The following is a 14930-nucleotide window of genomic DNA, read 5'->3' as shown; positions in this document are numbered from 1 at the left end:
GTGGCAAACCTTTTTTATACACGTACTAATTCATAAAATCTTTTTAATCTGTGAAATCTCTAGCATAGAAATTAGTTAAGATTTGGAACAATCTGATTAACAAAACTCAAATCTAAATTGATTACTTTTGTAGAAATTGACTTTTTTTATGCAAATCGATCTTTCGACACTCGACCCAAAACATAATATTATAATTAAAGGAGCACAAGTACATAATTTAAAAAATGTAGATGTGGTGATTCCCAGAAACAAACTTGTTGTAATTACAGGACTTTCAGGATCAGGAAAATCAAGTTTAGCATTTGACACTTTATATGCCGAAGGACAACGTCGTTATGTAGAAAGTTTGTCATCGTATGCGCGTCAGTTTTTGGGGCGTTTAGACAAACCAAAAGTGGAATATATAAAAGGTATTGCGCCTGCAATTGCGATTGAGCAAAAGGTAAATACAACAAATGCACGTTCGACAGTTGGAACTTCTACTGAAATCTACGATTATATAAAACTTTTATTCGCTAGAATTGGACGAACTTATTCGCCGATTTCAGGTTTGGAGGTTAAAAAAAATACCGTTACAGATGTTGTTTCTGATGTAAAAAATCTTGAATTAGACAGTAAATGGCTTTTGCTTGCTCCTATTCATCTTGAAGAAGGACGACAACTTGAAGACAAACTAAAAGTGCTTTTGCAACAAGGTTTTTCTCGTGTTCTTGTCGATAACGAAACAATGCGTCTTGATGAATTTACGCCTACAGAACTTCATAAATTAGACAATAAAGATATTCTACTGATCATTGACAGAATCGTTGTCAAAGACGAAGAAGAATTCTATAATCGTCTTGCTGATGCTGTACAAACTGCTTTCTTTGAAGGAAAAGGAATCTGCTATTTACAGGAATTAAATTCTGATAAAAGGTTTACTTATTCGAATAATTTTGAGCTTGACGGAATTACATTTTTAGAGCCAAACGTACATTTATTCAGCTTTAATAATCCTTACGGAGCTTGTCCGGTTTGTGAAGGTTACGGAAACATTATTGGTATTGATACAGATTTAGTGGTTCCAAATACTTCTTTATCTGTTTTTGAAAGCGCAATTTATCCTTGGCGTGGCGATAGTATGAGTTGGTACAAAGACGAATTGATAAAACATGCTTATAAGTTTGATTTCCCTATACACAAACCTTATTTTGAACTTTCAGACGAACAAAAAGATTTGATCTGGAAAGGAAATCAATATTTTCAAGGTCTAAATGATTTCTTTAAAGAACTGGAAGAAAAAAATTATAAGATTCAAAACCGCGTAATGTTATCTCGTTACCGCGGAAAAACAAAATGTCACGCTTGTCGCGGAAAACGTCTACGTGAAGAAGCATCTTACGTGAAAATTAACGGTAAAACAGTTTCAGATTTAGTTGATTTACCAATTAAACATCTGGTTACTTTTTTCAAAAATATCGATTTGAATGTTTACGAACAGCAAATCGCAAAACGTTTAATGGTCGAAATCAACAATCGTTTGTCATTTTTGACAGAAGTTGGTTTGGATTATCTTACTTTAAATAGAAATTCGGCAACACTTTCTGGAGGAGAATCGCAACGTATTAATCTTGCAACTTCATTGGGAAGTAGTTTGGTTGGTTCGATGTATATCCTCGATGAACCAAGTATTGGTTTGCACCCAAAAGATTCTGAACGTTTGATTAAGGTTTTACTTTCGCTTCGTGATCTGGGTAATACTGTAATTGTAGTTGAGCACGATGAAGATATCATGAAAGCTGCCGATATGATTATTGATATTGGTCCTGAAGCCGGAACTTTTGGTGGTCATTTAGTTGCTCAGGGAACTTATGAGGAAATCTTAAAATCTGATTCGCTTACGGCAAAATACTTAAATGGTGATTTAGAAATTTCTGTACCAAAGAAAAGACGAAAATTCAAAAATTATATTGACATTGTTGGCGCCAGAGAAAACAACTTAAAAAATATAAATGTTACATTTCCTCTTGATGTTTTAACTGTAATTACGGGAGTTTCAGGAAGTGGAAAAAGTACATTGATTAAGAAAATTTTATTTCCTGCAATGCAGAAAAAACTCGAAAATGCCGGCGAAAAAGCAGGTCAGTTTAGTGAAATAAAAGGCTCTTTTTCGCAAATCAAACATATCGAATATGTTGATCAAAACCCAATTGGTAGAAGTTCTAGATCAAATCCTGTAACGTATATCAAAGCTTATGATGACATTCGTGATTTGTATGCCAAAGAAAAACTATCTAAAATAAGAGGTTATCAGGCGAAACATTTTTCTTTTAATGTTGATGGCGGACGTTGCGAAACTTGTAAAGGTGAAGGTTCTATTAATGTCGAAATGGTTTTCATGGCTGACGTTTCTTTGCCTTGTGAAACTTGCGGTGGAAAACGATTTAAGAAAGAAGTTCTGGAAATTACTTTCGACAATCAAAACATCAACGATATTCTGACAATGACAATTGATGATGCGATTGCTTTTTTCGAAAAAAATAAACAAACTAAAATTACTCAAAAATTACAACCTCTTCAGGATGTAGGTTTAGGTTATGTACAATTAGGACAATCTTCATCGACGCTTTCCGGTGGTGAAGCGCAACGTATTAAACTTGCTTCGTTTTTGGTAAAAGGCGCAACAAAAGACAAAGCTTTATTTGTTTTTGATGAACCTACAACTGGATTGCATTTTCATGATATCAAAAAATTATTAGCTTCATTTGATGCTTTAATCGATAAAGGACATTCAATAATTGTAATCGAACACAATCTTGACTTAATAAAATGTGCCGACTGGATTATTGATTTAGGTCCTGAAGGTGGAGAAAATGGTGGACATTTACTAGCAGTTGGAACTCCTGAAGAAGTTGCAAAAGAAAAGAAATCTGTTACCGGAATTTATTTGAAAGATAAACTTTAGAGAAAAGGTTCTGAGTTGCAAAGGTACAAAGGTTTTAATCTCTGGGCGCTTAATACTCTGGCTGTAACTCTGTGATTTATAAAAAATTTACAGTAGAGACGCACAGCAGTGCGTCTAACATAAACATAACATATCGGAAAGGTCTTTAATAATAAAGCCCTAAATTCAAATGTAGATTTTGAATTTAGGGCTTTACTATTTTTCATTTAATAATACTACTAAGCAACTAAGCATTTTTCTTCAAACGGAAAACCATCTTCATCAATAGCAACTAATATCTTTTTTTGTTTTGATGCTTCAAACGTAAGGTATAACCATGCAAATGACCATAATCCTAATGTTAAACAAAAAATCGTAAAGTTTAGACCGTGATTGACAACTTTTCCACCTTTTGAAAGAACCGCAAAAAGAAACTCATCATTTCTTTCTTCAAGAGTAAATCCGTTATGAACTTTATTCGATATCATATTAGAAAATACTTGTATGCTTTGTTCCTGACTGAGCCGATTGTTCTTCATAATTATTTAACTAAAATTAATCCAAATTCTACCACATCGATTTTATCCATTTTCATTTTACAATTTCTGCAAAATTATCAATCTAAAAAACTACAATATTGACTTTTTAGTTATTTTAAAACGTGTTAAAATCAAGATTCTAAAAAGCAATATTCAATTCTGGAACATAAATTTAATTTTAAAAAATCAAACTACAAAGTAAAGTACTGTTAAATTGTTAAAAATTTTAACTAAGTATCAATAACTTAACTTTTATTTTTAACATTAAAAGTTGGCGGTTCATAATCTTTACCTAAGTAATTCTCAGGAATTGTCGTTATATTTCCGTCACGTAATGCGCTATAATGCGGCGACATAATTTCGATTCCTGCAGCATTAAATGAATCCTGAATGTTTTGATGCAACGACGAATAAATAAGAGGTTGTTTGGTAGGTTGCTGCTTTGTGTAGACATTAATTTGATACGCAACATAAAAATCTTCTAGACCAGTTTGCAAAACAAATGGCGGCGGCGTTTGCTCAATCATATCTGTTTTTAAAGCAGCATCTATTAAGGCTTTGTGAATGTCTTTCCAAGGCACATCATATCCAATTGTAACTGTAGTATGAATCAACAAACCATTGTTGACTTGTTTTGTATTTGAAGAATAATTGGTTGAAGTACTCGATAAAACAGTCGAATTTGGGATTGTAATGTCTTCAAATTTGGGAGTTCTGATTCGGGTTACCAACGCTGTTTTTTCGATAACTTCCCCACTTACATCGCCAATCTTTATAAAATCGCCAATTTTAAACGGACGCATATACGTAATTACTAATCCTGCAACCATATTCGCAATGGCATTTGATGAACCTAATGAAAATAAAATCCCAACAAATACCGAAACTCCTTTGAAAATAGGTGAATCTGATCCTGGCAAATAAGGAAAAATAATCACTACCATAAAAGCCAACAACAAAAACCTGATAATATTGAATGTTGGCATTGCCCAATCACTATAGAAACCATCAATTTTGATATTTTCCTTTTTGATTTCGTCAAAAAAGAATTTGATTACCTTAATTGCATATTTAAATATGAAGAAAATAACGACGATGGTTACAAAACTTGGCAAGAAGTCGATAAATCCCATAATTGCCGATTTTGCCGGCGTTAATATCCAACGTAATAAAGTTGTCGTATAAGCTTCTGTTGCAGGGAAAATGCTAAAGAGTAAAGGAAGCGAAAGATAAACGATTAGAACTAATGTAATGCCTTTAATCAGACTATACAATTTCATCAATAGAGATTGCTGTTTCTGCGGCGAAAGAATATTGATATTGTTATAATTAAATCCTTTAAAATACCTGTCGCTGTTTTTTAAGATGTATAATTTTATTCGGTTAAAAATCTTCCCTACAAAATATAGAACTATTCCAATAATAAGAATAAGCAATGCTGTATATCCGAGCCTTTTTGGGAGCATTGAATAATTTTCGTTTTGATAAATAATCGCTCGTTTTATCAAATTCAAATTTCTTTTGGCGATATAAGTTGCCGTTTGATTTTCGGCTTTTGCATCTATATCCAAAATCGACATGATCACAAAATCATTCTTATAGATAATATCCTGCGAAATATCTGAAGGAACAACTGAAATAGAATCTTTTTCGAAAAAAGATTCTTCATAAAGTTTTCTGATTTTCTCTGTAATTGCATTTGCTCTGCTTTCTGCAGAAAAAGAACCTACTTTATTGTAGACATAAAAAAGTGTGTCTTTAAAAGGACTTACAGGATATCCTTTTGGTTTTAAATCAACAGTAATTGTTTTTGAGTTTTTTAAACTATCGGCTTGAGCAAAAGTCAGTGAAGAAAACAATACAACGAAGAACCCTAAAAAACAAAGTAATTTCTTTTTCATATTCTCTTAGAAATAAATTGGTTATCCTTTCTAACAAATATAAAAACAAAATAGCTTAGAATTTAAATTCCTTCTTGATTTCTCAATAAAATCGTATTAAATTTTAATTCCTATCTTTTTCAAAATACCATCAATTACTTTATTAATATCCGGAGAAATATTAAACTTATAATTTAGATATAAATACAAAATCGTAACCAAAACAGATTTTAAAGCAATACTTATTAGCTGATAAAAAGGGAATTCCCAGAAGTAAAACAACAAAAACAATGCAAATGTCAGCAGCATTGAATAAATGGTTTCTTTTGTAAAAGGGTACAAATGCAGTTTTTTTACAACAAAAAGCAACTTTGCTAAACTGTATAAAGTAATCGACAATAATGTGGCAAATGCTGATCCTTTAATTCCAAAAATCGGAATAAAAATCATATTTAAGATTACTGTCAAAAACACCAAAAGCAATCCTAAATACAACACCATTCGGTAATATTTTGTATTGAAAATAATGGCATTATTATTTCCTAAAATCAAATCGAAATATTTAGATAATCCAATCATAAAGACAACCGAGATTCCGCCGCTGTATTCTTTTGGAACTAATTCATACAATTGATTGATATTGACGAAAATGCATAACATTACAAAACCACCAACAATTTGAAGATTTATTGAGGTTTTTTTGTACAATAAATTCAATTCATCGTGTTTGTTTTCATGCATTAATTTAGCCGTAATTGGATACACAATTTGATGCATAGCACGACTTGGAACTGATATCACCAAAGCAATATATGTTGCTACAGAATAATAAGCAATATTCTCGATTTTCATGTACTGATTCAGCATCAGTTTATCTCCGTCTAAAAGTAAATTGGCAACACTTCCTGACAAAATAATGAAAAATGTATACTCCATTACATCTTTTACATTCTGCGGAATATTAATTTGAAATTTAGGTTTTTTGATATAAAATGCATAAAACATTGTAACTATAAAGGCGACAAAATAAATTCCTGCCGTTACATAAACGAACTGAATTAGTGTCATCCATTTAAAATACAAACCTACCAATGCAAAAGTCGAAAACAATCTCAGACCAACTTCTTTAATGAAATTTCCAAAAACAGAATGCATGTGAACTCTTGCCCAAGCATAGAATATTTCGAAATATGCCATACAAATTCCAATAAAAGGAATCAAAAACATAAACTCTTTTACAACAGGGTTTTTCTTAGTTACAAATGCCGTAATATCATCAAAGAAAAAGATTCCGATAATACCCAGCGGAATACACATTAATATGGGAAATAATGCCGTAAAAGAAAGAAACTGTTCTCTTTCATCTTCGGTTTTATATTGCGAATAGAATTTGACTAATGTATTCTGCATTCCAATTGCAAACAAAGGCATAATAACATTTGCTGCCGAAAGTATATAGTTTGTCAGAGCATAATAAGTAGCGCCCAGATAAATTGGATATAAATAAAGTGTATTAATGGCTCCAATAGCGAAACCGATGTAAGTTATGATTGTATTTTTGAAAGACTGGTTTAAAACAATACCCATGTTTTGATTGCAAAGTTTAGATTGTAGAGTTTAGATTTCTGATTTTCTACTCTCTATAGATTTTTTAAATTGTAATTACTTTTATTCTTTAATCAATTGTGCTAATTGCTTGGTGAGGTTTTTTCTCGAATATTGTTGTAAACCAACTCCATAGGATTGTAATTTCCCTTCCAAAAACTGATTATAAAAGTCCAAAATTACACTTTTTAACTTCGCTTTCTCAGAATAATCAAAAAATACTCCAGTATTTGTCTCTGTTATAATATCGGAAAAATCAGAACCTTGTGGTCCAATCGCAATTATTGGGCGATTTGAAACCATATATTCGAATAATTTACCTGGAATAATGCTTTTTGTATCTTCTGAATTAATCTCTATTAAAAGTAAAACTTGTGATTTTTTTTGATGGGCAATTGCTTCATGATGTGAAACATATCCCAAAAGATTCAAATAATCATTCAAATTAAACTCTGCTATAGCATCCAGAACTTCCTGACTTACGGCGCCAATTAATTTTATCTCTAAATGTGATTTAAAGTCTGGAACTTCTTGTAATAATTCAACCAGACATTCCCATAAAAATCTTGGGTTTCTATCTGATAAAAATGATCCGATATGTGCCAAAGTAAATTTGGTGTCTAAAGTTTGCTTCTCAACATTTTCAATATCATAACCGTTTGTAATAACCGAAATTGGCTTGTTTGTAATGGCTTGAAATTCGGCTTTTGTAGTTTTACTCGTTACAATAATTGTATCTGCAGTATTAAGAACTTTATGTTCTAATTGCTTATGTTTTTTATCGGCGTAAGTGGATAAACGCAACGCTTTATGATATCCAATTGTAGTCCACGGATCACGAAAATCAGCAAACCATTTTACGTTTAGTTTTTCTTTTAATTCTAAACCTATTAAATGCAAACTGTGCGGTGGCCCGGAAGTTACAATCGTATCTATATTATTTTCTTTGATATATTTTTCAAGATAAGAAACAGATGGTTTTACCCAAAAAACACGAGCATCCGGAATAAAAAGATTTCCGCGAACCCAAAGAAAAGTTTTATCTAAAAAAGTCTGCTTCTTTTTATGTGGAAAAATTCCGGAACTAATCTTCTTGGTTTTATTTTTCGAAAAAATAGAAGCCAATTGATAAGGTTCCCAAATTTTATTTTTCAAAACAATTACCTGATCAGAAATTTCACTAACTAAACCTTGATCAATTATTGGATAAGTTGGATTCTCCGGAACATAAACAATAGGCTGAACACCAAATTCAGGCAAATATTTTACGAATTTCAACCAACGTTGCACGCCAGGTCCTCCAGCTGGTGGAAAATAATAGGTAATGATTAAGAGTTTTTTTTGTTCCAATTTATTAATTTTCTGAAAATATCAGTTTTATATAGATTAAGAATTTTATTCTGAATCGTTATTTGCTTTTCTAAGTTCTTCAATATCTAAAATATCCTTTGGTCTATTTGCTGCTTTTTTAGCGATTATTAAACTATCGTAGTCAATAAAATAAACAGGAGTTTCACCTATCATTACTATTGTAGCATCTTCTAACAATGACGAAAAAGATTTATCTTCTAAACCTTTTACAGCAGTCATAACATCTAGCCTCAGACCGTAGCTTAAACTAAAATCTGTCCAACCTGGAATAAATTGCATCGTTTCAATAGTTTCAAAATCTCCCAAATTAATTGATTTTAAAGCTTTTCTTAAATTAATTCGATTTTCAATTGTATCCTCTAAATAAATATCGATATCGCCTGTACTTCTATTATAGCCATAAATATTTACAGCAAATCCACCAATAGTTATATATTTAACTTTGTTTTCAAAAAAACTATTCCAAATAGCAATTATTTGCTCATTCATCGTTTTTTAGATTGGATTACTTTAGCTGTTTTCAGCGTATAAGAAAGCTCAATAAGAGTCATCAATCTTTCTAATCTTTCTAAGTAGGAAAGCGATTTTATTTCAGCTATTCTATTAGCTTCCAGTTCTTGTGGAGTACCAAAACTTAACACATTCTTTTTCATTGTTCAGTCTTTTAAAATACATAGCAAAGATAATAAATGATAGACAATCCTAAATAAGAAAGAAAATCAAAGTTCTAACTTTTAGCACCAGATTTCTTTCTTTCGAAATAAACTCCACCAATTAAAAGTAAAAGCATTCCAATGCAACTTACTAAAGTAATTGTTCCACCGGTTTTTACAACCTGAGGTTCAAATTTAAATTCGATTGTATGTTTTCCTCCAGGAACTTCCATTGCTCTTAAAACGTAATCAACCGGAAAATGATCTGTTAACTGACCATCTATGTAAGCATTCCAACCGTTTTTATAGTACATTTCAGAGAATACTGCCAAACCGTCTTTTCCGTTATCAGATTGGTATTTTATGTAGTTTGGTTTGTATTCTACTACTTTAATTGTTCCAGTTGTATCCAATTGTTTTTTTAATCGGGCATTTCTAAATTTACCTTCATGCTCACGAACATTAAAAACTGCCACTGTTTTAGTATCAATATGATCTAAAGCTTTCATGACATCGTCTGGTTTATTGACCAATTTTACGGTACTTACAAACCAAGCGTTTCCGTTTGCATCAGGATTTACAACAGGAAATTCTTTTCCTTCTTTATCAGTCTGAATAATGTATTTTACATTCAGCATATTCAAAACTTCAATATTGTTTTTTGCAATTTGATAATCAAATAACTGCTGCATTCTTCTAGGTTTTGCAGCATGATATCCTCCTATCGAATGATGGAAATAAGATGCACGTGCACTAGAAAGATTTCCGTTTACTTCAAAAACTCTGTAATGTGAGGTATCTTTTAAAATCTGAGCATCAGAAGGTGTTTCCTGAAACGGAGCTGCAATTTCTGCAGGACTCACAAAATCTTTAGCAGAAACATATTTTTTATCCACAAAAAACAAATCGAAAATCATTAAAAGACCAACGATAATTAAAGTGGTATTTTGAGCTAATTTATTTTTTATAAATAACCATAAGATTCCAAAAGTCACTACAATAAAAAATCCTGAACGCAATAAATCTGCTGAATACAGACTCATTCTATCTTCTTTTAAAGCATCAACAAAAGCTGGTCCGTAGGTTTGCATGAAATAACTATCGCTGCTTCCTGTAAAGTGAAACGCACTTTTAGCCACTACTAAAATCAAAATAACTCCTAATCCAAAAACTCCTGTTTGTACTAATGCTTTCTGTTGAAGTTTAGGTTCTTCTTTTGCTTTAAAAAACGACTGTAATCCCATAATAGCCAAAACAGGGAAACACAATTCAAGAATAACCTGAATCGATGATACTGCTCTAAACTTATCATACATTGGAACGTAATCAATAAAAAAGTCTGTTAGTAATGCGAAGTTTTTTCCCCATGAAAGCACTAAAGAAACTAATGCTCCGGAAAGAAATACGTATTTTATTTTTCGATCATCAATGAATAATGCCAAAACTCCCAAAAAGAAAACCACGACTCCAATATATGCCGGAGCAGCAACAATAGGCTGATCTCCCCAATATGTTGGCATTCCTGATACAAAATCCTGAGCTTGTTCTGACGGAACTCCTTGTTCGATCATAAAAGAATACATGCGGCTATCTGTACCTACATTTTCATGATTTGAACCTCCAAAAAGTCTTGGTGCAATCAAGTTAAAACTTTCGGCAATTCCGTAACTGTATTCTGTGATATATTCTCTGCTTAAAGCGTTTTCGTTAGTCTTTTTTGTTCCATCAGGATTAAAAGTCAATTCGCTGTTGCTACGAGTACTAAATTTAGCGTATTCGCTTGTTGCCATTAAATTGGTAGCATTGGCTCCAATTGCAAAAATTCCGGCTACAGCCAAAGTTCCTATTGCAATTAAAAGCGGCTTGTATTCTTTTTCTTTGATAAATTGAAAGGCAAAATATCCTGAAAGTATCAATAAGAAGATCAATAAATAATAAGTCATTTGAAAGTGATTCGCATTCACTTCAAGTGCAACCGCAAACATCGTGAGCAAACCTCCCCAAATATATTTTTTCTGAAAAACCATTATAAATCCGGCAATAACCAATGGCATATATGCAATTGCATGTGCTTTTGCATTATGACCAACGCCAAGAATAATGATTAAATAGGTAGAAAAACCAAAGGCAATTGCCCCAATAAAAGCTTTTAGAGGATCAGTTTTTAAAACTAATAATAAACCATAAAAACCTAAGAAATATAAAAATAGATAATCTGCAGGACGAGGTAAAAAACGTAAGATATCGTCTACATGTCCTACTAAATCATTAGGATAATTTGCTCCTAATTGATATGTTGGCATTCCACCAAATGCTGAATTTGTCCAATAGGGTTCAGAATGTTCTGCTGCTCTAAAGTCATTTTGCTCTTTTGCCATTCCGGTATATTGAGCAATATCCGATTGGAAAATTTGTTTTCCTTGTAAAACAGGATAAAAATAAATTAAAGAAACGAGAATAAACCCCAATATAACAAGGGCATGCGGATAGAACTTATTTACTATTTTCAATTTAGGCTGGTTTGGTTAAATGATGAATCCTACAACTTTTAGGACACAAACTTAATCTATTTCTTCGTAATCAACATAATCGCCAACCTTTTTGGTTTCGCGAGGATTTTTTGCATTGGCAGTATTGATGATTATCTCATCATTGTTTGTACGCGTTTTTTGCCATGTATTATCCTGACTATATTGTTGTTGTCTCTGAAAATTCTCCCCTGCTTTTTCAACCGCTTTCTTTACCAATACCGGTAAAAAGATTCTAGCCAAAAACTTAAAAATATAATAAAATGCCACCATATAGCATATGGCTTTTATTAAACCTGTAAAAGATGCTTCTTGCATAATCATATAATTTTTTCCAAAATTAATAAATCCATTGTTTAAAATTAAAATATCAATCTTAAATAAATAATAAAATATAGTACATTTGAAATGCGTTATTACTTTTTAATCAAAAAATACATTTATGTTAAAAACTAAAAACTTATTTATTACAGCTCTTTTCTTTGTACCGCAAGTTTTTTTCGCTCAATATACCGATGTCATCAATTCTAATCGTCCAGGCGAAACAATGTCTGCATACGCTGTTGGAAAAACCGTATTTCAAGCAGAACTTGGTATTTACGGAATTAAAGAAAAACACGATTTACTAAACTATAACGCAAATGGTTTTGGTACCGATTTAACACTGCGATATGGTGCATTTCTTGAAAAGCTGGAATTTATTCTTGATGTTCAATATCAAATGGAAAATTTTGATACTCCTTATACCACTTATAAAAAAAACAACTTCAGACAAACTGTTCTGGGAGCTAAATATTTGATTTACGATCCTTATAAAAACTATAAAAGAACTGATAATATATACAGTTATAAAGCCAATCGCAGTTTTGACTGGCATTCATTAATTCCGGCGGTTTCATTGTTTGCAGGAGCAAATTTTGTTGGCGCTGACAATCCTTATTATTTTTCTCCTCAATCTGCTATTTCTCCAAAAGTAGCATTGATTACTCAAAATCTTTTTGGAGGCGGAAAATGGGTTTTTGTAACCAATATTATAGCTGATTACATCGGAACTGATTATCCTAGTTATGGTTACGTATTGACTTTGACTCATGGATTTAATGACAAATGGTCTGGTTTTATCGAAAACCAAGGTTATAAAAGTGATTTTTACAGCGACGCCATTCTTCGTGGAGGAGCTGCTTATTTAATTAATCCAAATCTTCAGGTTGACGCATCTATAAGTACTAACTTCAAAAATACTCCTTCTATATTATATGGAGGCGTTGGTGTTTCATGGCGTTATGACGGTCGTTACAAAGAGAAAGAAATAGAATTTAAAAGCAACGAAAAAGCTAAAAAGAATAAGGATAACGAATTAGAGCAAAAAGAAATCGATTATCAGGAAAAAGAAAGAAAACGTAAGTCTAAATACGAATAAGAATTTAATAATCAAACTTCTCCAAAAGAAACACATTATAATACCATTTGAATGATTACAATAAAAGAAGCCAAGTCTAAAAAAGAAATAACCGAGTATATAAAATTTCCGTTTTCGTTATACAAAGACAATCCATATTGGGTTCCGCCTATAATTGCAGATGAATTAGAATCATTTGACAAAACAAAAAATCCTGCTTTTGATAGTGCCGAAGCTTATTTTTATCTGGCATACAAAAACAATGAAATCGTTGGTAGAATTACCGCTATTATAAATTGGGCTGAAGTTAATAACCAACACAAAAGAAAAGTTCGTTTTGGCTGGTTTGATGTTATTGACGATATTGAAGTTACAAAAGCTTTACTTGAAAAAGTTTATGAATTAGGAAAACAACACAATCTTGAGCATGTTGAAGGTCCAATGGGATTCTCAAATCTGGACAAAGTTGGAGTTCTTACTGAAGGTTACGACCAAATGGGAACGATGATTACTTGGTATAATAATCCGTATTATGTAACTCATTTTGAAGAATTAGGTTTCAAAATGGAAAAAGAATATATAGAAAGCATATTTCCTTTTTCGAATGTTAAACCTGAATTTTTTCTGAAAGCACAAGAATTAATCAAGAAAAGATACGGTTTACGCGCTCTGACTTTCACCAAGACAAAAGACATTATGCCACATGTTGACAAAATGTTTGATTTGTTTAATGAATCTTATGCAAGTTTAGCTTCGTTTGTCGCTATTTCAGATGTTCAGAAAGAATATTTTAAAAAGAAATACATCAGTTTTATCAATCCGGAATACATCAAATTTGTGGTTGATAAAGAGGATAATTTGGTTGCTTTTAGTATTGTAATGCCAAGTTTTTCTGAAGCTTTACAAAAAGCAAAAGGAAAGTTATTCCCATTTGGATTTATTCATTTATTGAAAGCCCGTAAAAAGAGTAAAGATGTTGTTTTTTACCTTATCGGAGTTCATCCTGATTACCAAAACAAAGGTGTTACAGCGATTATCTTTGATGAATATTTTAAAACTTTCTCTGAAAAAGGAATCCAGAATTGCATCAGAACTCCGGAATTAGCCGAAAATACTGCGATTCATTTATTATGGAAAAACTTCGATCCAAAAATTCATTGCCGAAGAAAAACATATTTGAAATATCTATAATGTAAAAGGTGAGCTGTAAAAAGTAAATTGTCTTTTAGTTTCCTTATAAAATGGATTTAAATAAATCTTTGATAAAAGTATGTGATGAATGTAAAAGCGATTTTTACAAAGACTCTTCTTTAATGGAAAGTTTATGTCCAGAATGTGCTCATACTTTATACGGATATGAAAATTGTCAACACGAATTTAAAGATCAAAAACATTGCTCAAAATGTTATTGGAACGGAAGTTCAAGTGAATATTTGAATAAAATAAAAAATAACCTTTAGAAATAGGTATAAAAAATCCCATTCAACGTATTGAATGGGATTTCTTTTTTCTACAATTTTTTTATTTCTTTATTATTGAGGACAATCAACTTTTGTCAAAGTATTTTTTGCGTCAAATTTTAATTTCTTTTTATCTTTAAAAGTTACTTTATTATTTGCATCTACTACGTCTCCATATCCTTCAATAAGAGTTCCGTCTTTTTGTAAAAAAACTACTTCTCGAACAGATGAAACTCCTTCAGATACAAAAGTATAATCTGCAACCAAGGTATCACCTTTCATGTTACCTATTAAAGTCCCTTCATTTTTATCTTTTCCGGTTAAGTTGTAACTTAATTTCCCATTTACTTCCTGATGTGAATTTACATTAAAACTCAATGCAACGATATTACCATTCAATCTTGATGCAAAACACTGATCTCCAGCTGGTTCTACAACCTCAGCTTCTTTTGGAGGATCTGGCGTAATTACAGGTGCAGGCTCTGCCTTTTTGCAAGAAACTAAAACAACTAAAATAATTACTGTTATTGCTAATACTTTTTTCATAATGCTATTTTTTACTGTGGGTTATT

Annotated in this window: 12 protein-coding genes; 3 read left to right on the top strand and 9 right to left on the bottom strand. The window is 31.6% G+C overall.

Annotated features, from left to right (window positions below; translation table 11 throughout):
• Window positions 1-148 precede the first annotated feature (148 nt).
• Window positions 149-2944 (top strand): excinuclease ABC subunit UvrA, encoded by a 2796-nt coding sequence (gene uvrA / locus WN975_RS01665; RefSeq protein WP_337964917.1) that lies wholly within the window; start codon window positions 149-151, stop codon window positions 2942-2944.
• Window positions 2945-3162: 218 nt separating this feature from the next.
• Here the strand turns inward: uvrA and WN975_RS01660 are convergent, their stop codons facing one another.
• From WN975_RS01660 to WN975_RS01625, 8 genes are all read right to left on the bottom strand, one after another.
• Window positions 3163-3462, bottom strand: coding sequence for a hypothetical protein (locus tag WN975_RS01660; protein ID WP_099711546.1), 300 nt, complete (start codon window positions 3460-3462; stop codon window positions 3163-3165).
• A 245-nt stretch (window positions 3463-3707) separates the two neighbouring features.
• Window positions 3708-5363, bottom strand: a complete 1656-nt coding sequence (locus WN975_RS01655; RefSeq protein ID WP_337964916.1) for a mechanosensitive ion channel family protein — start codon at window positions 5361-5363, stop codon at window positions 3708-3710.
• 96 nt (window positions 5364-5459) lie between these two features.
• Window positions 5460-6929 (bottom strand): polysaccharide biosynthesis C-terminal domain-containing protein, encoded by a 1470-nt coding sequence (locus tag WN975_RS01650; protein ID WP_337964915.1) that lies wholly within the window; start codon window positions 6927-6929, stop codon window positions 5460-5462.
• An 81-nt stretch (window positions 6930-7010) separates the two neighbouring features.
• A complete protein-coding gene (locus WN975_RS01645) occupies window positions 7011-8297 on the bottom strand; it encodes a glycosyltransferase family 4 protein (protein WP_337964914.1) in 1287 nt (428 codons plus the stop codon).
• A gap of 45 nt (window positions 8298-8342) precedes the next feature.
• Window positions 8343-8807, bottom strand: a complete 465-nt coding sequence (locus WN975_RS01640) for a DUF6036 family nucleotidyltransferase (RefSeq protein ID WP_099711542.1) — start codon at window positions 8805-8807, stop codon at window positions 8343-8345.
• The gene (locus WN975_RS01635; protein WP_337964913.1) at window positions 8804-8971 is read right to left on the bottom strand and encodes a hypothetical protein; all 168 of its coding nucleotides are present in this window, start codon (window positions 8969-8971) and stop codon (window positions 8804-8806) included. Before WN975_RS01635 ends, WN975_RS01640 begins: the two co-directional genes overlap by 4 nt.
• Before the next feature lie 74 nt (window positions 8972-9045).
• Window positions 9046-11481 carry a YfhO family protein gene (locus WN975_RS01630; RefSeq protein WP_337964912.1) on the bottom strand — a complete coding sequence of 812 codons (2436 nt, stop codon included), beginning with the start codon at window positions 11479-11481 and terminating at the stop codon, window positions 9046-9048.
• Between the two features lie 51 nt (window positions 11482-11532).
• Entirely contained in the window at window positions 11533-11817 is a 285-nt protein-coding gene (locus WN975_RS01625) for a DUF4834 family protein (RefSeq protein ID WP_089352697.1), read from the bottom strand.
• A 124-nt stretch (window positions 11818-11941) separates the two neighbouring features.
• On the opposite strand from WN975_RS01625, the gene WN975_RS01620 reads away from it, so the two are divergent.
• Together WN975_RS01620 and WN975_RS01615 are read left to right on the top strand one after the other, a co-directional pair.
• Window positions 11942-12919, top strand: a complete 978-nt coding sequence (locus tag WN975_RS01620; protein ID WP_337964911.1) for a transporter — start codon at window positions 11942-11944, stop codon at window positions 12917-12919.
• 51 nt (window positions 12920-12970) lie between these two features.
• Window positions 12971-14089 (top strand): GTP cyclohydrolase, encoded by a 1119-nt coding sequence (locus WN975_RS01615; RefSeq protein ID WP_337964910.1) that lies wholly within the window; start codon window positions 12971-12973, stop codon window positions 14087-14089.
• Between the two features lie 341 nt (window positions 14090-14430).
• On the opposite strand, the gene WN975_RS01610 is transcribed toward WN975_RS01615, so the two are convergent.
• Window positions 14431-14904, bottom strand: a complete 474-nt coding sequence (locus tag WN975_RS01610) for a hypothetical protein (protein WP_337964909.1) — start codon at window positions 14902-14904, stop codon at window positions 14431-14433.
• Between the last annotated feature and the right edge of the window lie 26 nt (window positions 14905-14930).

It is taken from the genome of uncultured Flavobacterium sp., from assembly GCF_951805225.1.
Lineage (GTDB): Bacteria > Bacteroidota > Bacteroidia > Flavobacteriales > Flavobacteriaceae > Flavobacterium.
Note: the sequence above shows the minus strand (reverse complement) of the source record. Positions and strands in the feature narration are given on the sequence as shown.